This is a genomic window from Streptomyces sp. NPDC057743 (assembly GCF_042798755.1).
Taxonomy (GTDB): Bacteria; Actinomycetota; Actinomycetes; order Streptomycetales; family Streptomycetaceae; genus Streptomyces.
Genome location: NZ_JBHVJX010000023.1, coordinates 73,438 through 93,825, shown reverse-complemented (window position 1 = coordinate 93,825; position 20,388 = coordinate 73,438). Strand labels below are relative to the sequence as shown.

Genomic DNA, 20,388 nt, shown 5'->3' with positions numbered 1-20,388 from the left:
GTAGGCCAACCGGCGCGGCGCCCGCGGCGTTCTTAGCGTGGCCACATGTCGACAGCGAGTTGGTCCCCCGTCAGAGCCCTGACCGCAGCGGCCGTCTGCGCCGCGAGCCTGCTGGCCCTGTGTGGCCCGGCGGTTGCCGATGGCCCGTACGGCATCGACGACCTGCGCGGCGCACCGCCGGCCCCGACCGAGAACCTGCTGGACGAGCACGGTGTGCAGTTCCTGCCCAGACGCGGCGTCCCCGAGCCGCCACGGGTGTCGGCGCTGTCCTGGGTCGTCACGGACCTGAGGAGCCACCGGATCCTCGCGGCCAAGGACGCCCACCGGCAACTACCGCCGGCCAGCACCCTCAAGACCCTCTTCGCGTTGACGGTGCTGCCGAAGTTCTCCCAAGGCGCGGTGCGCACCGTCTCCAGTGCCGACCTGGCCGGCATCGAGTCCGGCAGCGCGCTCGCCGGTATCAAGGAGGACATGCCGTACCGCGTGGCGGACCTGTGGCACGGCGTCTTCCTCAGCTCCGGCAGCGACGCGGTGCACGCCCTCGCCGCGATGAACGGCGGCTGGACGAAGACCATCAACGACATGCAGGCGACCGCGGAGCGGCTGGGCGCCCGCGACACCACCGTCGAGTCCGCCGACGGCTTCGACACGCCCGGCCAGTTCTCCTCCGCCTACGACCTCTCCCTCTTCGGCCAGGCCGGGCTCACCAACCGGGACTTCGCCCGCTTCGCCGCCACCAAGACCGCACAGTTCCCGGAGGACGCCGGCCCGGACGGGTACGGCATCCAGAACACCAACCGGCTGCTGGTCGGCTCGCACGGGGTGACCCCCTACGAGGGCCTCATCGGCGTGAAGAACGGCTACACCACGCACGCCGGCAACACCCTGGTCGCCGCCGCCCGACGAGGCGGCCGGACGCTGCTGGTCACCGTCATGAACCCGCAGTCCGGCGCCGAGAACGCGGTCTACGAGGAGACCCGCGCCCTGCTGGACTGGGGGTTCGCCGCCGCGCCCCGTGCCGCCGCGGTCGGCGTGCTGCCGGCTCCGGCCCCCGACCGGCGCGCCCCCGGCACCGAGCGGGCCGCGCACCAGGCATCGGGTACCGCGCTGCACCAGGCGTCGACGACCCGGCCGGCCGGTCACCAGGACGACGTCGTCCTCTTGTCGTTCTCGGCAGTCGGGGTGGTGGCGCTGACCGTGCTGGGCACCGCGCTGTGGTGGCGTCGGCAGCCGGCCGGCCCCGACGGCGGCGGACCGGAGAACTGACGGGCCGTCCAGGTCTCGTACAGATGTCTGATCGGTCGGGGATACGGAGGACCCGGTGTGGCCTTGCCCGGTGAAGCACGACGCGTTTGCCATGGTTTGTGATGACTGGCGGGCCTGGTCGGTGTAGCGTCCTGATCAGCTGTCGTGGTTCCGAAGTGCCGGGCGCCCGTGGAGCATTCACGGGCGTTCTTGCTGTCCGGTACGTCTCCGGACCAGGGCGATCACCTCCGGGTTCCGCGGGGTGCGGGAGCCGATTCGGGCCCATAGAGCGAAGGAGACGCAACATGGCTTCGGGCACGGTCAAATGGTTCAACTCGGAAAAGGGCTTCGGCTTTATCGCGCAGGACGACGGCGGCGCCGACGTCTTCGCGCACTACTCCAACATCGACGCCACCGGCTACCGCGAGCTGCTGGAGGGCCAGAAGGTCACCTTCGAGGTCACCCAGGGTCAGAAGGGTCCGCAGGCGGAGAAGATCCGGGTGCTGGCAACCCCGTGATCGCGGCCCCGCCGCACCTGACGGCGCCCGCCCCCACGCACGGGGGCGGGCGCCGCCGTATGTCGACACGCCTACGGGCGGCGGTCGTTGAGGATCTTCTGGAACAGCCGGTGGTCCCGCCAGGCGCCGTTGATGTGCAGGTACTTCTCGGCCGTGCCGTAGAGGGTGAAGCCGCAGCCGGTCAGCACCCGCTGCGAGGCCACGTTGTCCACCAGGGTGCCGGCCTCCAGCCGGTGCAGGCCCAACTCCCCGTCGGCCGCCGCGCAGACCGCGCGCAGCGCCGCGGCGGCGAGCCCGCGGCGCACCTGACCGGCGTCGATCCAGTAGCCGACGCTGGCGCTGTGCAGCGGCCCGTAGGTGATCCCCGACAGGGTGATCGCGCCCGCCACGTCCGGCTCCGCTGAGGCGTCGTCCGACGCGCGGACTAGGACCCAGAGCGCCAGGCGCCCGGCCGCCTGCTCGGCAAGCTGCGCGCGGAGCCGCTCCACCTGGCCGGTCGGGGTGTAGAACGCCTCGCCGCGGTCCGGTTCGGTGCGGCGGAGGTGTTCGCGGCTGCGCTGGTAGGCCCGGGAGAACCCGGCGGCGTCGGTGAGCTCGGCGGGGCGCATCAGGACATCCGGGGCGAGCCAGGCGGACGTGGTGATCATCCGTTCAGGCTAATCCCGAAGAGTTCCCTTGTCCCCGGCCGAGCGGGGAATTACCGAGCCGTCACTGCGGCGGTTGGTCCGTGTCCCGGTCCGTTCCGCCGAGCTGCTCCTTGAGCTTGTCCTGGGCGGTGTCGATCTGGCCCGAGTACTTGCCCTGGGTCTTCTCGTCGGCGTAGTCGCCGGCCTTGTCGATGCCCTTGCCGGCCTGGTCCTCGTGGCCCTTGAGCATCTGCTTCAGCTTGTCCAGAACGGACATGGAACACCCTCCTCAGCACGGCCCCCCTCGACACCAGCATCGCCCCCGAACGGGCGATCTGCATCAGGAAGAGCTGGGAATCGGGGCCTTGAGCTGGTCGCTGATGAATTTGATGGAGCTGGCGTCCATGCCCTTTTGGTAGTCCCAGGCATTGTGCCGGCCGCCGGGAATCATCTGGAGCGCGGTGTGGATCGGGCCCTTTCCGTACTTCTCCCGGAAACGCTTCACGGGGTTGATGACCGAGGCGCCTTCCTTGGTGCCGGCCTGGAAAGCCAGATAGACGTCGGGCCCGCCCTTCTTCAGCAGCTGCGCCGCCAGCTTCTCCGGATTGTTGGCGTCCTTCTCCTTCTGATGGCCGGCCCACATCGGGGAATCCGGGACGATGTCCGGGCCGCTGGCTATCGCCGCCTTGAACTTCTCCGGGTACTTCAGCACGGACTTCAGGCTCGCGAAGCCACCCGAGGACGAGCCCATGAAGGCCCAGCCGTCGCGGGAGTTGAAGGTGCGGAAATTGTCCTTGACCAGATTGACGACGTCATCGGTCAGCCAGGTCCCCATCTTCGCCTGACCGGGAATGTCACTGCCGTCGTGGTAGCGGGTATCCGGATTCAGCATCGGCATCACCACGAGGAACGGCAGGCTCTTGCCCTCCTCGGTCCATTTGGTGAGGTTCTCCTGCAACTTGATGTCGCCACCGACCCAGTAATTGGTGACGCCGCTCTTGTCCTTCGGGCTGCCCAGGCCGCCCGGCAGGGCTATCAGCACCGGGAAACCGCTCTTGGCGTATTTGGGGTCCTGGTATTCCTTGGGGGCCCACACCCAGACGCTGCCGGTGACTCCGGACTTCGCGCCCTTGAGCGTGGTCCGGGCTATGTGCGTGCCGTCATCGAGGGTGCGGGTGATCCGGAACTCGCTCTTGGGCCCGGTGGGCATGCGGGTGTCCCGGTCGACGGGCTTGGCCGGGGCGGCCGCGCTGCCCGGGGCGCCCGCGTTGAAGTCGACCGGCTTGCCGTTCTCCGAACAGCCGGCGAGAAGGGCGCAGGACGCGACGGCGAGGGCCGTGAGCGCGCGGGCATGGGGGTGTTTCAACGGTGGCTCCGCTACTGGTGGATCACGTGCGAGTGACCATGACGATCAAGTGCAAGTAACCATAAAGAGGTAATTCGGGCGCCGCTGGTTCCGTGGTGCGCCCATCGGCCCGCTCGACGGGCAGCGCCCCCCGGTCCGGCCGAGAATGCAGCGGTGACCGATGAACACCGCGGTGCCGATGACACCGCCCCCCGCGCGGTACCGGGCGACGAGGAGCGACGGCTCGCCAGGAAGGCGCTGGCCGGCCGTGCGCGGGACGCGGCGGATCTGTCGTTGCTGATGGACATGTTGGGGTTGGACCCCGGCCGGGATCCCGACCGGGACCCCGGCCAGGGGGCGGCGCCCGGCCCCGGTCCGCGGCGCGGCGGCCGTGGACGCGCCACCGGCCGGGACCGGCGGCACGGCGCCCGCCGGGACAGCTGCCGCGGCGCCCGCACCCCCTTTGCCGACCCCGGCTAAAAGCCCCGCGCCCGGTCAGCCAGTCGGGTGCCCGTCGGCCGCCCGGCGCAGCCGCAGCGTCACGATCTGGAACGGCCGCAGCGCCATCGTGACCGCGTCGCCCTCCCGCTCCAGGGCCGGACCGTCTTCCGTCGGACGTTCCAGAAGGTCGGTGGCAACCGCCCCGGCCAGCGCGAAACCGGTGGTCAGCGTCGTCCGGGCCCGTCCGCCGCGGGACTCGTGGAGGCGCACCACCACATCGCCGCTGCGGTCGTCGGCCAGCTTGACCGCGGTGACCACCACCGCGTCGTCGTCCACCGCCACCAGCGGCGGCACCGCGCCGGACCCGGTCACCACCCGCTCCGGCAGATTGATCCAGTGCCCCTCGCGCACCGCGTCCCCCAGGGTCGCGCCCGGCACCAGCGCGTAACGGAAGCGGTGGCTGCCCTGGTCCGTCTCCGGGTCCGGGAAGCGCGGGGCGCGCAGCAGGGACAGTCGGACGGTCGTGGTGGTGCCCCGCTCGCCGCCGGCCGTGCCCTCCCGCACGGTGCGGGTCACGTCGTGCCCGTACGTCGCGTCGTTGACCAGCGCCACGCCCCAGTCCGGCTCCGCCGCGTGCACGAACCGGTGCGCGCACGCCTCGAACTTGGCCGCCTCCCAACTGGTGTTGGTGTGCGTCGGCCGGTACAGGTGCCCGAACTGGGTCTCCGCCGCGTACCGCTCGGCGTGCAGGTCCAGGGGGAAGGCGGCCTTGAGGAACTTCTCGGTCTCGTGCCAGTCCACCTCGGTGTCGATGTCCAGCCGCCGCTGCCCGCGCGCCAACGTCAGCGTCTGCACCACCCGCGAGGCGCCGAAGCGCCGGACGACGCGGACGGTCGCGGCCCTTGGGGACGACTCGGCGAGCGCGACCTCGTCCGCGTCGGTCAGGTCGGTGACCACCTCGCGGTAGAACGCGTCCACGTCCCAGGCATCCCACATGTTGGGGAAGTCCGGGTGGAGTTGGAGCAGGTTCGCGGCCGCGCCCGGTGCGACGGCCTCCCGGCCCGCGGTCTCGTCGTACGCGGAGACCACCAGGCCGCGGCCGTCGATCTCGATCCGCAACAGGTCGTTCCGGAGGACGAACCCGCCGCCCGGGCGCGGTCCGGCACCCACCGGGGCACCCTCGACGACCGCGGCGGCCAGCGCGCCCGCCGGCACCCCGCCGCGGGCGTGCGGCGCGGAGTTGGCCACCAACGGGCCCTCGCCGCAGCCGGCGAGGGCCGTCAGCGCCGCGGCGATCAGCTCCTCCAACTCGGCGGCGACGGCGGCGTAGGTACGTTCGGCCTCGCGGTGCACCCAGGCGATGGACGAGCCGGGCAGGATGTCGTGGAACTGGTGCAGCAGCACCGTCTTCCATATCCGGTCCAACTCCTCGTGCGGGTAGGGGAGTCCGGTGGTGACGGCGGCGGTGGCCGACCACAGTTCTGCCTCCCGCAACAGGTGTTCGCTGCGGCGGTTGCCGCGCTTGGTGCGGGCCTGACTGGTGAGCGTCCCGCGGTGCAGTTCGAGATAGAGCTCGCCGACCCATACCGGGGCGGCGGGGTGCTCGGCCTCCGCCCGGGCGAAGAAGTCGGCCGGCTTCTCCCACCGCACCACCGGCGAGCCCTCCAGGCTCCGCAGCCGGCGGGCCTTGGCGACCATCTCGCGGGTGGTGCCCCCGCCGCCGTCGCCCCAACCCGTCGGTGCCAGCGAGTGGCGGGCGGTGCCCTTCTCCTTGAAGTTCCGTGCCGCATGGGCGAGTTCGGCGCCGGAGAGCTGGCAGTTGTAGGTGTCCACCGGCGGGAAGTGGGTGAAGATCCGGGTTCCGTCGATGCCCTCCCAGCGGAACGTGTGGTGCGGGAAGGAGTTCACCTGGCTCCAGGAGATCTTCTGCGTCAGCAGCCACTTCGCCCCGGCCGCCTTGATGATCTGCGGCAGCCCCGCCGCGAAACCGAAGGTGTCCGGCAGCCACGCCTCGTCGTTCTCGACGCCGAACTCCTCCAGGAAGAACCGCTTCCCGTACACGAATTGACGGGCCATCGCCTCCGAGCCAGGCATGTTGGTGTCCGACTCCACCCACATCCCACCCGCCGGAACGAACCGGCCCTCCGCCACCGCCCGCTTGACCTTGGCGTAGACCTCCGGCCGGTGCTCCTTGAGCCAGGCGTACTGCTGTGCCTGCGACATGGTGTAGATGAACTCCGGCTCGTCCGCCAGCAGTGCCGTCATGTTCGCCGTCGTCCGGGCCACCTTCCGTACCGTCTCGCGCAGCGGCCACAGCCACGCCGAGTCGATGTGCGCATGCCCCACCGCGCTGATCCGGTGCGCGGATGCCTGTGCCGGCGCAGCCAACACCTCCCGCAGGTGTCTGCGCGCCTCCGAGGCCGTCGCCCCCACGTCCTGGAGGTCAACGGCGTCCAGCGCCCGGCCCACCGCCCGCAGCACCTCCCACCGCCGCGGCGCGTCCACCGGCAGCTCCGCCATCAACTCGCCCAACACCTCAAGGTCCAGGGCAAGTTCCCACACCTCGGCGTCGAACACCGCCAGGTCCATCCGCGCCAGTCGGTACAGCGGCGCGCTGCCTGCGGTCTCCGGATCGCCCAACGCCGTCGGCTGGAACGGCGGGACGTCGAGGATGACAGGGTTGGACGCGGCCTCCAGGTGCCACTCGACGCGCTCGCCACCGCGCGCCGGCTCCCCGACCCGCACCCACTGGTTGCGCGGATTGAGGCCCTTCACCGGCGTCCCGTCCGGCAGGTACACCAGCGCCTCGCACTGGAAGCCAGGCATCCGCTCGTCGAACCCCAGGTCCAGCACCGCCTCCACGGTCCGCCCCGCCCACGCCTCGGGCACCGCGCCCCGCACCCGGAACCACGTCGTCGCCCACGGCGCACCCCAGGCATCCCCCACCGCGACGGGGGTGTGCGCGGCCCCCAACCCCTCGGTCACGGAGACCGGTTCACCCGGCGCCACCCAGGCAGCCACCTCCAGGGGCACCGACTCCGGGTACACGGCGGGCCGGATGCGTTCATTGAGCACCCGCTTGAGACGGGCTTCGACCAGTGCGCGATCGTCATGCATGGCTTACGGCTCCAGAGGTCGGGAACGGGGCAGGACGGCTGGCCGGGCGGGGCATGGGCGGCCCTAGCGCGAGGGGTGCCCCACCTCCTCGGGAGTGCACACCTCGGTGATCCCACGTGACGTCAAATGGTCGGTATCCGCGGCTAGTTCGGCCAGAACCAGGGCGGGCCGGGCGCCCTGTCCGGCCAGCTCCGCCCAGGCTTCGAAGACCGGGCCGCCGGGCGCGCACACCGACCTGTGCGGCGCCGCCTCGGCGTCCCCGACGTCGACGACCAGCGCGGTGGTGCGCGTCGGCGGCCGGTGCGCGCGGCCCCGCCAGTGCGCCGCACGTTCCGCGAGGGCGCGCCCCACCGGCTTGACCGCGCGCTCCTCGGTGAGCAGGCCCAGCCCGTACTCCAACTCCGGGAAGTCGGCCAGGGACCGCGGGACGTCGTACGCGCACCACCACGTGACGCCCCAAACGCCCTGACAGTCAAGGGCGTTGGTGACGGTCGTGGTGGTGAAGTCGGGCGCGTCAGCCGGGGGGATGTGCGGGGCCGGGGCGCCGACCTCCTGGAGCCAGACCGGGCGTCGCGGGTCCTGCGCCCATGCCTTGGTCAGCTCGATGAGATAGGCGGCGTGCTGCTCGGTGGCGACCCCCTTCGGGCCGTGGCGCTGCGCGGTCCCGTTGAACACCCAGGAGTGCACCGCAGTCATGGCGCCGAGCCGGGCGGCGTGCGCGGGGGTGAAGGGGTGGCCGTCGCGGTACCAGGCGACGTCGTACGCGGCGTGCAGATGCGGGCGGCCCGGTGCGCCGCGCTCGCAGGCAGCCAGCATCCGCTCCAGCCAGGCCGTTGCCTGCGCGCGGGTGATGCGGTCCGGGTCCGGATGCGGGGCGTCCGAGAACTGGTTGATCTCGTTGCCGAGGGTCATGCCGAGGAAGCCCGGCCGGTCGGCGAGCGCGGCGGCCAGCGTCCGCAGGTACTCTTCCTGGCCCGAGAGCACCTCCGGGTCGGTGAAGAGGTTGCGGCGGTGCCAGGTCCGCGTCCAGGCCGGCAGGAAGTCGAAGCTGGACAGATGGCCCTGGAGGCCGTCCACCGCGACGTCCAGCCCCCGCTCGGCCGCCGCGTCCGCCAACTGCACCAACTGCTCCACGGCGCGCGGCCGGATCAGGGTGCGGTTGGGCTGGAACAGTGGCCACAGCGGGAAGACCCGGACGTGGTCCAGGCCGAGGGCGGCGACGGCGTCCAGATCGGCGCGCACCGCGTCCAGGTCGAAGTCCAGCCAGTGGTGGAACCACCCCTGACTGGGCGTGTAGTTGACGCCGAATCGGATCCGGTCGGGCTCCTGGGATACGGGCATCGGTGGTCCTGTCCCTCCGGGTGGGTGTGGGATCAGCCCTTGACGGCGCCCTCGCCGACGCCGCGGAAGAAGTAACGCTGGAGGCAGGCGAACAGCACGATCAACGGGAGGACGGCGATCACCGAACCGGCCGCCACCAGCCGTTGGTTGTCCGCGAAGGTGCCGTGCAGATAGTTCAGCCCGACGGTCAGGGTGAACTTCGACTGGTCGCTGAGCACGATCAACGGCCACAGGAAGTCGTCCCAGGCACCGATGAACGCGAAGACCGCGACCACCGCGAGGGTGCCCCGAACCGACGGCAACGCGATCCGCACGAAGCGCTGCCAGGCATGGGCGCCGTCCACGAACGCCGCCTCCTCGACCTCGTACGGCAGGGCGGCGAAGGCGTTCCGCATCAGCAACACGTTCATCGCGCCGATGCAGCCGGGCAGCACCACCCCGAGCAGCGTGTTGTTCAACTGCAACTGACGCATCGTCACGAACTGGGCGATCATGATGCTTTCGACCGGCACCAGCATCGCCGCGACGAACACCACCACGGCCACCCGCCGACCCCGAAACCGCAACCGGGCCAGCGCATAGCCCGCCAGCGCCGCGCCCACGCAGTTGGTGAGCACATTGGTGGCGGCAACCCTGAGCGAGTTCAGCGCGAACTCCCAGACCGGGATGGTCTGGGCCACCGCGGCGTAGTTGGCGAGCGTGGGGTGGTGCGGCACCAGGCTCGGCGGATAGCGGTAGATGTCCTCGCCCGGCCCCTTGAGCGACGTCGACAACTGCCACAGGAACGGCCCGACCGTCAGCGCCAGCACGGCGAGCAGCAGCAGATAGCGGACCGCCAGCGACCAGCCGCGGCCGCGCCGCCGGCGCCGGTTCCGGTCGACCCCGGCAGTCATCGGTCCTCCCGGCGATTGGCGCGCAACACCAGCAGCATCAGCCCCAGCGTGAGCACGAAGACCACCACCGACAGGGCCGAGGCGTAGCCGATGCGGCCGCTGAGCCCGGTGCCGGCCTGCTGGACGAGCATCACCAGCGTCGTGTCCTCCCCGCCCGGCCCGCCCGTCGCCCCGGCGATCAGATACACCTCGGAGAACACCTTGAACGCATTGACCGCGGACAGCGCGGCCACCAGCACCATCGTCGAGCGCACCGCCGGCACCGTGACGGTCAGGAAGCGCCGCACCGGCCCGGCCCCGTCGACCGCGCACGCCTCGTGGAGCTCCCGCGGCACCTGCGTCAGTGCCGCCAGATAAATGATCATGTAGTAGCCGAGGCCCTTCCAGACCGTCACCGCCATCGCGCTGAGCAGCAACAGCCAGGGATCGCTGAGGAAGCCGGCCCGCCCGAACCCCAGGGCGCCCAACAGGGCGTTGATCAACCCCCGGTCGTCCAGCAGCCACACCCAGATCAGCCCGACCACCACGACCGACGCGACCACCGGGAGGTAGAACGCGGCCCGGAAGAAGGCGATCCCCGGGACGCTCCGCCGTACGAGCAGGGCCAGCAGCAGCGGCAGCACCACCAACGGTGGCACCACGCCCAGGACGTAGAGCACGCTGTTGCGCAATCCCGTCCAGAACATCGGGTCTTGAACCATCTCCCGGTAATTGGTGCCACCGGTGAAGCGCCCGGCTGTCAACGTCCTGGCGTCGGTGAAGGAATTGACCACCGTGCTGACGAACGGATAGAGACTGAATCCGCCCACGGCCAACAACCCGGGAGCCAGGAAGAGCCAGGGGCTGGACGGCAACTGCCTACGAACTCCCTTATCCAGGCCGCGATGCCGAACGCCACCACCCGCCGCGGCCTTCCGTATTCCCCTTCCCATCCCCGGCCTCAGCCGGTCTTCAGCAGGCGGTTGCACTCACCCGCCGCGGAATCCAGCGCCTGCTGCGGCGACTCCTTGCCCTGGAGAGCGCGGGCGACCGCGTTGCGCAGTACCGTCTTCATCTGGTCGCTGAGCAGCACCGGGGTGTAATTCACCGCGCTCTTCAGGGATTTCGCCGCCGCCACCCGTACCCGGGTGGCATCCGTGCCGTCCTCCTTGGTGAAGTACGGATCGTCCAGCGCCCCCGTGTTGCTGGGGAAGACGGTGACCTGTTTGGCGAACGCCATCTGGTGCCGCCGGTCGGTCACGAAGTGCGCGAACGCCACCGCCGCCGGCTTCACCTTGCTCTGTGCGCTCACCATCAGGCCCTGCACATACATGTTGGCCTGGTCGGTGTTGTTGACCGCATCGGTGATCCCGATGTTCTTGTAGAGGCTCGGCGCGTCCCGTTTGAAGTGCGCCAGGTCCAGCGCGCTGCCCGGATTCATCGCCACCGACTGCTGCTCGAACTTCCGCCCCGCCGACTCGGCGACGGCGGTGAGCGCCTGCGAGTCCAGCGCCCCGGCCGCGTACAACTCCTTGTAACCTGTGAGGAGTTGGACGCCTCTGGGCTCGTTGAAGGTGAACGCGGTGCCCTGCGGGTTCATCAGGTGGACGCCGTAGCGGCCGAAGTCCTCGATCGACGGCGTGCTGGCCAACATGGCGATCTTCCGGTCACTGTTGCGGGCCATGGTGAGGGCGTCCGCGAACAGCCGGTCGTAACTGGTCGGCGGTTTCTCCGGATCCAACCCGGCCTTCCGGAAAAGGTCCTTGTTGTAGAACATCGGGCCGGTGTTGAGATACCACGGGAAGGCGTAGACGCCCGACAACCCCGGCATCTCGTTGCTCTTCCAGGCGCCGTCCAGATACTCGCCCCGGTATTTCCCGGCCGCCTTACCGACGTTGAGCGCCAGCCCGGCCTTCGCCAGCGGATAGGCCAGGTCCGGCGACACATTGACCACATCCGGCAGCGTGCCGGCGGCCGCGTCCGCGCTCAACTTCTGCGGATACCCCTCGGCCGGCTGATCGATCCACTTCACCGTGGTGCCCGGGTACTTCTTCTCGAACTCCGCGATGACGCCGTCGAAATACCGCTGAAAACGCGCCTTGAGATTCCACGTCTGGAAGGTGACCTGCCCCGCCACCTTTCCCGACGCACTGTCGGTGCCCCCACCACCGTCCGCGGCACCGCAGCCGGACAGTAAAAGCGCCGAGGAGGCGAGGACCGCGGTGGCGGCGGGTGCCCGACGGGAATGACGATGCATGGCCGGCTCCTTGGCTACGAGTGCTCGGAAGTGCTCGGACCAGATATCTGTCGCAGGTCATCGCGGCGCCGAGACCCGGTTCCCCGCCACGGTTTCCACGGTTCCGGATCGCACCGCGGCCGACGCTACTAATGCGATTTAGTAGGTGTCAACACCCCGGTACCACAAGGCTTTTGAGGAGCACCAACCCGGCCCGCCGAGCATTGTTTGACAGCCCCGGCCGCCCTGATCAGACTGTCGGCACCCCCTGCGGTTCGGCCCCGAGGAGCCCGCGATGACAGCGCCCGGTGAGGCGGCCCGCCGCAAGCCGGCCCGCCGCCCGACGATCAAGGACATCGCCCGGCGCGCCGGCGTCTCCGAGAGCGCGGTCTCCTTCGCCCTCAACGACCGGCCGGGCGTCTCCGACGACACCCGCGCCCGGGTCCGCCGGGTCGCCGACGAACTGGGCTGGCAGGCCAACAGCGCTGCCCGCGCCCTCTCCGGCGAACGCGCCGGCTGCCTGGGCCTGGTGCTGGCCCGCCCGGCCCGCACCCTCGGAGTGGAGTCCTTCTTCCTCCAACTCGTCTCCGGCATCCAGGAAGTGCTCTCCGTCCGACGGACCGCGCTGCTCCTCCAGGTCGTCGAGGACCTCAACACCGAGTGCGCGCTCTACCGACGTTGGTGGGCCGAACGCCGGGTGGACGGCGTGCTCGTCGTCGACCCCCGCACCGACGACCCCCGCCCCGCACTGCTGGCCGCGCTCGGCCTACCCGCCGTCGCCATCGGCGGCCCCGCTCCGGAACCGCCCGAGCCGACCGCCGCCCCCTTGCTCTCCACCGTCTGGGCCGACGACGCCGCGGCCATGGCCCGGATCCTGGACCACCTGCACGGCCTGGGCCACCGCCGCATCGTGCACGTCGCCGGCCTGCCCGAACTCGCCCACACCGCCCGCCGGATCCACTCCCTGCGCACCGAGGCCACCCGCCGCGGCCTCGACGCGACACAGGTCCGCTCGATCACCACCGACTACTCCGACGCGGAGGGCGCCGAGGTCACCCGCCGCCTGCTCGACGCGGCCGCGCCCCCCACCGCGATCGTCTACGACAACGACGTGATGGCGATCGCCGGTGCCTCGGTCGCCGCCCGCCGCGGCATCCCCGTCCCGGGCCGCCTCTCCCTCGTCGCCTGGGACGACTCGCTGCTGTGCCGCGTCGCCCACCCCCCGCTCACCGCGCTGGTCCGCGACACCGCGGGCTTCGGCCGACTCGCCGCCACCGAACTCCTCACCCTCCTCGACGGCGGCCCACCCCGCACAACCGAGGGCGAACTCCCGTACCTGGAACCCCGGGAGAGCACCGGGCCAGCGCCCGGTCCCCACTGACGTCACCTACCGTTGGCGACCGAAGGCACCGCACAGACACCGGCGGGCCGCACCCTGGTCACGCCGGGACTGCGGGACCGTTCCCAGGCCACCGCCTTCACCGACGAAACCGCACGGGTGCGACCCACCGGCCAGCTAATGAACTCCCTTACCCATCCGATCAGTTCAGTGACTGGCCACAATCCCGGGCGCCAGCCGCCCGCAGTTCGAGTCGGTGACGCTCACGTTCACCTTCTCGATCGTCCCGCCCCAGTCCACGCACCGCCCCTTCGCCGCGAGATACACCGGCCCGGCGTACGTGGTGTACTGCCCGCTGTCGACCACCGGTTGCGAACTGTGGTCCGACGGCCCGAGGGCGGCGCGCACCAACACCGGTTTCCCAGGCGCCTTGCGGATCGTCACCACACAGTTCTTGCCGGTCTTCGCGCTGTACGTGAGATACACGGTCCCCTTGCCGGCGACCGGTACGGAATTCACCACGCCGTACCCGCTGCCGCACGCCCCGTTGTACGCGCCGGGTGCCGGCGCGGCCGAGGCGGTGGTGGCCAGGCCCATGGTGGCGACGCCCGCCAGGGCCAGGGCCGCGGAACCGGCGATGAGAGATGAACGCTGCATGGAAAACCCCCGTCAGGTGGTGTCCTTCGCATGGTCGTGCACCGCTGTGATGGATGCACCGTGTTGGACACCGGCCGGACGGGGATGGTTGTACGCGCCTTCCGCCAGTACAGATGTGCCTTTTCGGCTCAGTCGTCGTCCTCGCCGTTGGCCAGCACCTTCAGCCTGCTGAACGGGCCGTTGAACCGGTTGTGGTCGCCGACGGTGTGCCCCGAGGAGGTGTGCTGCCAGATGCTGTGGAACCGCCACCCGGCCGGCAGGCTCCCGACGGACGAGCCGTAGCGCGGGATCCACAGCGGGTTGGTCCGCCCGAACCGACTGGAGTTGCCGGTGCACCGCTTCCACCAGTTCGTCGAGGTGTAGATCACCGCGTCCCGCCCGGTCTCCGCCCGGTAAGCACGCACGAAGTCGGCGATCCAACGGACCATCTCCCCATGGGACTTGCCGTAGCAGGTCGCGCCGTAGGGGTTGTACTCCATGTCGAGCGCGCCCGGCAGCGTCCGGCCGTCCGGGGACCAACCGCCGCCCTGGTGCGCGAAGAACCGTGCCTGGGAGGCGCCGCCGGAGTGGTCCGGCAGCGCGAAGTGGTACGCGCCGTGGATCATGCCGGCGTGGTACGAGCCGCGGTACTGCTGGTTGAAGTAGGGGTTCTTGTAGCTGGTCCCCTCGGTGGCCTTGACGTAGGCGAACCGCACGCCCATCCGTCGCAGCTTCCCCCAGCTGACGTTGCGGTTGTGACTGGAGACATCGACGCCGGCCACGGACTTGTGCGACCAGGCCCCGCGCGGTTCCGAGCCGCCGGCGCGCTCGACGCCCTCGTGCTCGGTGATGGTCGAGCCCATCCAGTCCTGCTCGGGGTGGGCGGGGGTCTTCCCGGCGTCCGGCGTGGCGGTCGCGGTGCCGGGCAGCGTGAGGGGCAGTGCGAGCACGGTGACGAGTGAGACGAGAGAGCCGGTCGCCAGGCGGACCGTACGCCGGGCCGGTGCAGATCTGCGCAAGGGCATCGCGTGCCTCCGAAGGACTTCGGTCGAGTCAGTTCCGGCAGCTTTTGAGCAGGAATCTGCCGATGAAATGACTTATACGCTGAAATGGCAGGTTCCATGGCTCAACAGGCTCGCGGTCCGCCGTCCGGCCGGGCTATCTCACCCGTCTGGGCGGCCTCCGCGGGCCCTTGATGCGGGCGCTGTGGCACATGGACGAGGGTCCCGGCAGTTGCCTGCCGGGACCCTCGTCCGCTCAGCGGCGAACGCGCCATGTCGCCGCTTCGCCAGCTCTCTATCGACCCTGCCGGGTCACCTTGTCGTGCGCGTGGTGCGTCACGTCCCTCGTCGACGGTGGCTCAGTACGCCGAGTTGACGTTGTCGATGGAGCCGTAGCGGTGGGCCGCGTAGTTGGCGGCGGCGGTGATGTTGGCCACCGGGTCGGTGAGCTTATCCGCGGTGCCGGCCACGTGGTAGGTGTCGAACGTGGGCTGGATCACCTGGAGCAGGCCCTTGGAGGGGATGCCGTTCTTGGCGTTGATGTCCCAGCCGTTCTCGGCGTTGGGGTTGCCGCTGGACTCCCGCATGATGTTGCGGTGCAGGCCCTCGTAGCTGCCGGGTATGCCCTTGGACTTCATGATGTCCAGGGACTGGCGGATCCAGCCGTCGAGGTTGTCGGAGTACTTCTTCGGGGTGGACGCGCGGTCGTCGGAGCGGCTGGCGGCCTGCTGGGCGGCGCGGTCCTGCTTGGCGACGGCGGTGACCTTCGCGCTGTCCGCGACGGAGGCGCGGATCGGGCGCTGGGTCGCGCTGTCGGCCTTGGCGGGCATTCCGTTGGCGTTCACCGGCTTGACCGCGGCGGGGGCGTGCGCGGCCGTGCTCGTGGCGTTGCCCGGGGCCGCGGTGACGGCCAGACCCGTGGTGGCGCCGGCGGCGGCCAGAACGGCCACGGCGACCTTGTGGGTACGGGTGATGCGGGTGATTCGGGCAGCGCGGGGCAGGGTGAAACTGGGCATGCGGGGGTGACCTCTTCCAGGTACGGGGAACGGGGAGGCGGCCATCGTTGGCGCGTTCGGACCGGAGGTTCTCGGCCGCGGTGTGCCCTTGGGGGCGGGAGGTGCGGCGCGCTCTCGGTGCGACGAGATCCATGGTTAACGGGCAACCCGACGGGTGGCAATGACCCCCTGTACTACCCCTCTTCGTGAGATGAGGCGCGATGTCCGAAATGCGGTGGTTTTAGGCCGTTGTTTATGGGGCGGGGCCGCCTCGGTGTCGACTAGTGGGCCTCGTACGTGACGTGCGTCGCGTGCCCGGGGTCACCTCCAGGGGGCCTCACGGACCCCCCTTGAACCCCTTGCGAGTTGCCTGGGTCACACCGCGAAGTGCCGTTCGCGGACCCCTACTTCGCGCCCTGTGGAGGGCCGGAAGTGTGGTCGCGGTCACGCGTCCATCGATGCGGCGGCGTCGCTGGTCCGTTCGTAGCAGCCGCCGGGCTGTCGGAAGGCGGCGGGACGGCGGGTCCCCGAGAGTGAGACCACCCACAACCGCCACTCACCGTAGGGAAGTGCTCATGCTCCGTCGCGCTACCGTCGTGCTCGCCGGCCTCGTCACCGCCGGATTCCTCGCCACCGGCGCCGCCGCCGCGGCTCCCGTCGACCATCACCGCGAACACCGCCACCACCACCAACACCGCCTCACGCCCCGGGAGCGCGAGGGGCTCCGCTTCGCCGGGCACGTCCTCGACGTCCTCTTCGGCGGCCCGTCGCGCCGTGACCACATGTACTGATACGCGACAACGGCAATGGCCCTGCCCGCGAAGTGCGGGCAGGGCCATTGCCGTTGGGGTGTGTGCGCGCCGATGCGGCGCGGGTGCCGGCCGGGAGCCGCCTGGGGCGTCCCGGCGCTAACTCATGCCTCAGTAGGCGGAGTTGACGTTGTCGATGGAGCCGTAGCGGTGGGCCGCGTAGTTGGCGGCGGCGGTGATGTTGGCCACCGGGTCGTACAGGTTATGCGGCGTGCCCTTGACGTGGTACGTGTTGAACGTGGGCTGGATCACCTGCAGCAGACCCTTGGAGGGTATGCCGTTGCGGGCGTTGATGTCCCAGTTGTTGATCGCGTACGGGTTGCCGCTGGACTCCCGCATGATGTTGCGGTGCAGGCCGTTGTAGCTGCCGGGGATGCCCTTGGACTTCATGATGTCCAGGGCCTCGCGGATCCAGCCGTCGAGGTTGTTGGTGTACTGCTTCGGCGCGGCGGCCTTCGGCGCCTGCTTGGTGATCTCCTTGCGCTCCGTGGAGCGGTTGGCGGCCTGCTGCGCGGCGTGACCCTGCTTGTCGAGCGAGGTCACCTTCAGGCCGTCCGAGACCGACGCGGTGATCGTCTGCTCCTGGGCCTTGTCCTGACCGGCGTTGTCCTTCGCGACGACCGGCAGGCCGTTGGCGCCGACCGGCTTCACGACGGAGGAGGCGCGCGCGGCGGGGGCGTCAGCGTGGCTCGGGGCCGCCGTCATGGCCAGCGCGGCAGCGCAGCTCGCGGAGGCCACCAGCGCCGCGGAGATCTTGTGCGTGCGGCTGAGGCGGACGGTACTGGGCAGGGAGAACTGGGGCATGGGCATGCGGAGGTGACCTCTTCCAGGGCTTGGTGGCGGGGGGAGATGGCCATCGGTGGCTTCTCAGGGACCGAGGGTCAGTCCCGCGCTCGCCGCTCTGGCGGAGTCCGCAGGCTCGTTCTCGGTGCTACCGGAAACATGGTTAGCGCCGGCCCGGGATGGAGGCAATGATGCCGAGTACTACCCATCTTCGTGCGTTCGGGCGAGATGTCCGCTATGGGGCTTGAAATTCCGGGACCGGGCCGCCGCGCACTCGACTAGCCCGGGTCGTACGTGACGTGCGTCGCGTGCCCGGCATCACCGCCGGAGCCCCTCAAAGACCCCTCGGAACAGGGTGGTTTGTTGTCTGGCTCACAGCCCGGCGGGGTCGGTGCGCCACCCCGGGCGACACCGACCCCGCCGCTACGCGGTCACCTGGCTACGATCCGTCGCCGCCGGGCCCGCTCCTCAAGCGCAGACCGCGTCCGCGACCGTCCCCGCACTCCCCGTGTCCACCGGGCCCACCGCCTCCAACGGCCGGTCCGTGAAGAAGCGGGCCACCAACTCCGCCACCTCATCCGGACGTTCCAGTACCACCCAGTGGTCCGCGTCCGGAATGGCCAGAAAGCGGCTGCCCGCGATTGTCGCCGCGAAGTCGCGCTGCCGGGCCGGCGAGGTCACCGTGTCGTGCTCACCACTGAAGACGAGGGTGGGGATGCCGAACAGGCCCCCCGAGAAGTCCGGGCGGTCGGTCAGCGCCCGGCGCAGCGAGTCCACCGCGTGCGGGGAGTGCAGCGCCGCCTGGAGCATCGACCGCCGCACAGAGCGGAACGCCAGCTCCCGCCGGGCGACCGGCCGGCCCTCGTCCCGGCACAGCAACCCCTCGGCCACCATCGTCGCGAAGGCGCCGGTGTCCCCCTCCGTCAGGCGCGCCGAGGCCCGCCGCCAGTGCGCCAGCTGCGCCTCGCCGATGTGCGCCGGCACCCCGCCCAGCGCGAGCCGGGCGATCCGCGCCGGAAACCGCCGGGCGCACCCGAAGGCCAGCCCCGCCCCGTAAGAGAAGCCGAAGAGGTTGATCCGGGGGACGTCGAGATCGTCGATGATCCGCAGGATCGCCGCGCACAGCACCTCGACGCTCGGCCCGGGCGGCAGCGGCTCCGCACCGCCCATCCCGGGCAGATCCGCGGTCACCACCTCCGCCACCGGCCCCAGCCGGTCGTCCATCTGCGGCCAGCCGAACATCCCCTGCAACGCGCCGCCCAGCACCACGACGGGCCCGGTGCACCGCTCCGGCCGCCGCAGCATCCGGTAGGCATACGACACCCTGCCCACCGGCAAGGAGCGGATCACTTCCTCGGACATGCTGCTTCCTTCTCGGAGAGGCTCGATGCGAACGGGCCCCCGCCCGTTTACCGGCTAGCCGCGGGTCAACACGAGCGCCGCATTGTGGCCGCCGAACCCCAGGGACGTCTTGACCGCGCAGTCGAACGCCGCCTGACGGGCCTCGGCGTGCACCACATCGACCGGGATCCTCGGGTCGGGCACCGTGAGGTTGGCGGTCGGCGGCACCAACTGCTGCTCCAACGCCAGCACGGTCAGCGCGGTCTCGATGCCGCCCGCGGCGCCGAGCGTGTGCCCGGTCATCGCCTTCGTCGACGTCACCAACGGCTGCTCGCCGAGCACCCGGCGCAACATCACCGCCTCGATCCGGTCGTTCAACACCGTCGACGTGCCATGCGCGTTCACATGCCCCACCTCGCCGGGCCGGACGTCCGCGTCCGCCAGCGCGCTGCGCAACGCCCGCTCGATGCCCTGCCCCTCCGGGTCCGGCGCCACCGCGGCGTATGCGTCGCTGGACGCTCCGTAGCCGGCGATCCGTGCGCGGACCGACGCCCGCCGGGCCTGCGCGTGCTCCGGCCGCTCCAACACCAGCAGCCCCGCGCCCTCGCCGACGACGAAACCGTCCCGGTTCACGTCGAAGGGGCGGCAGGCCGCGGTGGGGTCGTCCCGCCGGGTGGAGACCGCCTTCATCTGGCAGGCGCTGGCGATCAGCAACCTGGAGAGCACCGACTCCGCACCGCCCGCGATGGCGATGTCGCAGGCCCCGGCGCGCAGCAACTGGTGCGCGGTGCCCACCGCGACGGTCCCCGACGAACAGGCCGTCGCCACCCCCAGGCTGGGGCCGTGCGCCCCAAGGTCCATGCAGACGCTGCTGGCCGCGCTGTTGACGACGGACAGCGGGGCCAACTTGGGGGAGACCCGGCGGGCGCCGTGCCCGGCCATCGTCGCGGACTGCTGGTCGTAGAACGGCAACCCGCCGTGGGCGGAGCCGATCACCACCGCGACCCGGCTGCTGTCCCAGGTCTCCGGGTCCAGCCCGGCGTCCTCGACCGCCTCCCGGGCGGCGATCACGGCGAGTTGGGAGAAGCGGTCCATCAACCTCTGGGTGGCCACCCCGAGCAGCGCGGTGGGATCCAGATCCGCCGCCGTGTACATGAAGTCGCAGGGCAGATCGGCCAGTTCGGCCTGGTGCGTCACATTGCTGGGCACCACGTCATGGGTGACCGAGTGCCAGGTGGCCTTCGTTCCCACGCCCGCCGCGGTGACCAGTCCCAGCCCGGTCACGGCCGCGGCGAACGGCTTCTGACGGGCCGTCACGCCGCGACTTTGTCGTCGACGGCCGCCACCAACTGCCCCACGGTGTCGCGCGAGGTCAGCGACACCTCTTCGAGGTCGATGTCGAGCCGCTCCTCGATGAGCACCCGGAGCTCCTCCAGGGCGAGGGAGTCCAGCCGCAGGCTGCGCAGCGCGGTGTCCGCGGTGAGCTCGGCGCGCGCGACCCCGAACCGCTCCTCCAGCAAGGTGTTGACGACTTCTGCCGCGTTCACGTGGCGCTCCTCCGCTGCTCGTAGGCGTTGCTGCCAACCGTGTCCTGGGCGGGAATTCGCCGGTGGCTCCGGCTGGTTTGGCCACCCTTTATACGCCTTTGTGCCAGGCGCTCCCCAACCGCGGTAACTCGATGGGGTGATGGGCGCGCCGGAGTGAGGGAGAGGCCCTTTCCGGGTCGCGCGCACCGCGGGCGGC

20 protein-coding genes are annotated in these 20,388 nt (G+C 70.6%); 5 read left to right on the top strand and 15 right to left on the bottom strand.

Annotated features, from left to right (window positions below):
• Nucleotides 1–45: 45 nt before the first annotated feature.
• Nucleotides 46–1,266: a D-alanyl-D-alanine carboxypeptidase family protein gene (locus ACFVFQ_RS25600; protein WP_383420018.1), complete on the top strand. Its 1,221-nt coding sequence runs from the start codon at nt 46–48 to the stop codon at nt 1,264–1,266.
• Between the two features lie 284 nt (nt 1,267–1,550).
• Entirely contained in the window at nt 1,551–1,763 is a 213-nt protein-coding gene (locus ACFVFQ_RS25595; protein WP_221910256.1) for a cold-shock protein, read from the top strand.
• Nucleotides 1,764–1,834: 71 nt separating this feature from the next.
• On the opposite strand, the gene ACFVFQ_RS25590 is transcribed toward ACFVFQ_RS25595, so the two are convergent.
• The 3 genes from ACFVFQ_RS25590 to ACFVFQ_RS25580 all read right to left on the bottom strand — a co-directional run bounded on the left by ACFVFQ_RS25590 (nt 1,835) and on the right by ACFVFQ_RS25580 (nt 3,755).
• A complete protein-coding gene (locus ACFVFQ_RS25590; RefSeq protein WP_383420016.1) occupies nt 1,835–2,410 on the bottom strand; it encodes a GNAT family N-acetyltransferase in 576 nt (191 codons plus the stop codon).
• A 61-nt stretch (nt 2,411–2,471) separates the two neighbouring features.
• Nucleotides 2,472–2,666 (bottom strand): antitoxin, encoded by a 195-nt coding sequence (locus ACFVFQ_RS25585; protein ID WP_274912002.1) that lies wholly within the window; start codon nt 2,664–2,666, stop codon nt 2,472–2,474.
• Nucleotides 2,667–2,729: 63 nt separating this feature from the next.
• On the bottom strand, nt 2,730–3,755 hold the full coding sequence (locus ACFVFQ_RS25580) for an alpha/beta hydrolase (RefSeq protein ID WP_383420014.1): 1,026 nt from the start codon (nt 3,753–3,755) through the stop codon (nt 2,730–2,732).
• 153 nt (nt 3,756–3,908) lie between these two features.
• Here ACFVFQ_RS25580 and ACFVFQ_RS25575 point away from each other — a divergent pair, with 153 nt between their 5' ends.
• The gene (locus ACFVFQ_RS25575; RefSeq protein WP_383420012.1) at nt 3,909–4,214 is read left to right on the top strand and encodes a hypothetical protein; all 306 of its coding nucleotides are present in this window, start codon (nt 3,909–3,911) and stop codon (nt 4,212–4,214) included.
• 15 nt (nt 4,215–4,229) lie between these two features.
• On the opposite strand, the gene ACFVFQ_RS25570 is transcribed toward ACFVFQ_RS25575, so the two are convergent.
• The 5 genes from ACFVFQ_RS25570 to ACFVFQ_RS25550 all read right to left on the bottom strand — a co-directional run bounded on the left by ACFVFQ_RS25570 (nt 4,230) and on the right by ACFVFQ_RS25550 (nt 11,762).
• Nucleotides 4,230–7,292 (bottom strand): alpha-mannosidase, encoded by a 3,063-nt coding sequence (locus ACFVFQ_RS25570; RefSeq protein ID WP_383420010.1) that lies wholly within the window; start codon nt 7,290–7,292, stop codon nt 4,230–4,232.
• Nucleotides 7,293–7,355: 63 nt separating this feature from the next.
• Complete coding sequence (locus tag ACFVFQ_RS25565; protein ID WP_383420008.1) at nt 7,356–8,633, bottom strand: glycosyl hydrolase; 1,278 nt, start codon at nt 8,631–8,633, stop codon at nt 7,356–7,358.
• Nucleotides 8,634–8,665: 32 nt separating this feature from the next.
• Nucleotides 8,666–9,526, bottom strand: coding sequence for a carbohydrate ABC transporter permease (locus tag ACFVFQ_RS25560; RefSeq protein WP_383420006.1), 861 nt, complete (start codon nt 9,524–9,526; stop codon nt 8,666–8,668).
• Nucleotides 9,523–10,458: a carbohydrate ABC transporter permease gene (locus tag ACFVFQ_RS25555; RefSeq protein ID WP_383420004.1), complete on the bottom strand. Its 936-nt coding sequence runs from the start codon at nt 10,456–10,458 to the stop codon at nt 9,523–9,525. The genes ACFVFQ_RS25560 and ACFVFQ_RS25555 overlap by 4 nt, the downstream gene beginning before the upstream one ends.
• 8 nt (nt 10,459–10,466) lie before the next feature.
• On the bottom strand, nt 10,467–11,762 hold the full coding sequence (locus ACFVFQ_RS25550; protein WP_383420002.1) for an ABC transporter substrate-binding protein: 1,296 nt from the start codon (nt 11,760–11,762) through the stop codon (nt 10,467–10,469).
• 274 nt (nt 11,763–12,036) lie between these two features.
• Here ACFVFQ_RS25550 and ACFVFQ_RS25545 point away from each other — a divergent pair, with 274 nt between their 5' ends.
• Nucleotides 12,037–13,122 (top strand): LacI family DNA-binding transcriptional regulator, encoded by a 1,086-nt coding sequence (locus ACFVFQ_RS25545; protein ID WP_383420000.1) that lies wholly within the window; start codon nt 12,037–12,039, stop codon nt 13,120–13,122.
• Between the two features lie 165 nt (nt 13,123–13,287).
• Here ACFVFQ_RS25545 and ACFVFQ_RS25540 read toward each other — a convergent pair whose 3' ends face one another.
• The 3 genes from ACFVFQ_RS25540 to ACFVFQ_RS25530 form a co-directional block, all read right to left on the bottom strand.
• A complete protein-coding gene (locus tag ACFVFQ_RS25540) occupies nt 13,288–13,737 on the bottom strand; it encodes a spore-associated protein A (protein WP_383419998.1) in 450 nt (149 codons plus the stop codon).
• 128 nt (nt 13,738–13,865) lie between these two features.
• Nucleotides 13,866–14,741 carry a lysozyme gene (locus tag ACFVFQ_RS25535; RefSeq protein ID WP_383419996.1) on the bottom strand — a complete coding sequence of 292 codons (876 nt, stop codon included), beginning with the start codon at nt 14,739–14,741 and terminating at the stop codon, nt 13,866–13,868.
• A gap of 335 nt (nt 14,742–15,076) precedes the next feature.
• A complete protein-coding gene (locus ACFVFQ_RS25530) occupies nt 15,077–15,733 on the bottom strand; it encodes a transglycosylase SLT domain-containing protein (RefSeq protein ID WP_383419994.1) in 657 nt (218 codons plus the stop codon).
• A 554-nt stretch (nt 15,734–16,287) separates the two neighbouring features.
• Here ACFVFQ_RS25530 and ACFVFQ_RS25525 point away from each other — a divergent pair.
• On the top strand, nt 16,288–16,503 hold the full coding sequence (locus tag ACFVFQ_RS25525) for a hypothetical protein (RefSeq protein ID WP_383419992.1): 216 nt from the start codon (nt 16,288–16,290) through the stop codon (nt 16,501–16,503).
• Between the two features lie 129 nt (nt 16,504–16,632).
• On the opposite strand, the gene ACFVFQ_RS25520 is transcribed toward ACFVFQ_RS25525, so the two are convergent.
• From ACFVFQ_RS25520 to ACFVFQ_RS25505, 4 genes are all read right to left on the bottom strand, one after another.
• Nucleotides 16,633–17,325, bottom strand: a complete 693-nt coding sequence (locus ACFVFQ_RS25520; protein ID WP_383420080.1) for a transglycosylase SLT domain-containing protein — start codon at nt 17,323–17,325, stop codon at nt 16,633–16,635.
• Nucleotides 17,326–17,772: 447 nt separating this feature from the next.
• Complete coding sequence (locus ACFVFQ_RS25515) at nt 17,773–18,666, bottom strand: alpha/beta fold hydrolase (RefSeq protein ID WP_383419990.1); 894 nt, start codon at nt 18,664–18,666, stop codon at nt 17,773–17,775.
• Between the two features lie 54 nt (nt 18,667–18,720).
• On the bottom strand, nt 18,721–19,962 hold the full coding sequence (locus ACFVFQ_RS25510) for a beta-ketoacyl-[acyl-carrier-protein] synthase family protein (protein WP_383419988.1): 1,242 nt from the start codon (nt 19,960–19,962) through the stop codon (nt 18,721–18,723).
• On the bottom strand, nt 19,959–20,192 hold the full coding sequence (locus ACFVFQ_RS25505) for an acyl carrier protein (RefSeq protein ID WP_383419986.1): 234 nt from the start codon (nt 20,190–20,192) through the stop codon (nt 19,959–19,961). Before ACFVFQ_RS25505 ends, ACFVFQ_RS25510 begins: the two co-directional genes overlap by 4 nt.
• Nucleotides 20,193–20,388: the final 196 nt, after the last annotated feature.

What these genes read in the sequence shown, in the direction of transcription:
- ACFVFQ_RS25600 (WP_383420018.1), top strand. Translation starts at nt 46, where the DNA reads ATGTCGACAGCGAGTTGGTCCCCCGTCAGAGCCCTGACCGCAGCGGCC.
- ACFVFQ_RS25595 (WP_221910256.1), top strand. Translation starts at nt 1,551, where the DNA reads ATGGCTTCGGGCACGGTCAAATGGTTCAACTCGGAAAAGGGCTTCGGC.
- ACFVFQ_RS25590 (WP_383420016.1), bottom strand. Translation starts at nt 2,410, where the DNA reads ATGATCACCACGTCCGCCTGGCTCGCCCCGGATGTCCTGATGCGCCCC.
- ACFVFQ_RS25585 (WP_274912002.1), bottom strand. Translation starts at nt 2,666, where the DNA reads ATGTCCGTTCTGGACAAGCTGAAGCAGATGCTCAAGGGCCACGAGGAC.
- ACFVFQ_RS25570 (WP_383420010.1), bottom strand. Translation starts at nt 7,292, where the DNA reads ATGCATGACGATCGCGCACTGGTCGAAGCCCGTCTCAAGCGGGTGCTC.
- ACFVFQ_RS25565 (WP_383420008.1), bottom strand. Translation starts at nt 8,633, where the DNA reads ATGCCCGTATCCCAGGAGCCCGACCGGATCCGATTCGGCGTCAACTAC.
- ACFVFQ_RS25560 (WP_383420006.1), bottom strand. Translation starts at nt 9,526, where the DNA reads ATGACTGCCGGGGTCGACCGGAACCGGCGCCGGCGGCGCGGCCGCGGC.
- ACFVFQ_RS25555 (WP_383420004.1), bottom strand. Translation starts at nt 10,458, where the DNA reads ATGGGAAGGGGAATACGGAAGGCCGCGGCGGGTGGTGGCGTTCGGCAT.
- ACFVFQ_RS25550 (WP_383420002.1), bottom strand. Translation starts at nt 11,762, where the DNA reads ATGCATCGTCATTCCCGTCGGGCACCCGCCGCCACCGCGGTCCTCGCC.
- ACFVFQ_RS25545 (WP_383420000.1), top strand. Translation starts at nt 12,037, where the DNA reads ATGACAGCGCCCGGTGAGGCGGCCCGCCGCAAGCCGGCCCGCCGCCCG.
- ACFVFQ_RS25540 (WP_383419998.1), bottom strand. Translation starts at nt 13,737, where the DNA reads ATGCAGCGTTCATCTCTCATCGCCGGTTCCGCGGCCCTGGCCCTGGCG.
- ACFVFQ_RS25535 (WP_383419996.1), bottom strand. Translation starts at nt 14,741, where the DNA reads ATGCCCTTGCGCAGATCTGCACCGGCCCGGCGTACGGTCCGCCTGGCG.
- ACFVFQ_RS25530 (WP_383419994.1), bottom strand. Translation starts at nt 15,733, where the DNA reads ATGCCCAGTTTCACCCTGCCCCGCGCTGCCCGAATCACCCGCATCACC.
- ACFVFQ_RS25525 (WP_383419992.1), top strand. Translation starts at nt 16,288, where the DNA reads ATGCTCCGTCGCGCTACCGTCGTGCTCGCCGGCCTCGTCACCGCCGGA.
- ACFVFQ_RS25520 (WP_383420080.1), bottom strand. Translation starts at nt 17,325, where the DNA reads ATGCCCCAGTTCTCCCTGCCCAGTACCGTCCGCCTCAGCCGCACGCAC.
- ACFVFQ_RS25515 (WP_383419990.1), bottom strand. Translation starts at nt 18,666, where the DNA reads ATGTCCGAGGAAGTGATCCGCTCCTTGCCGGTGGGCAGGGTGTCGTAT.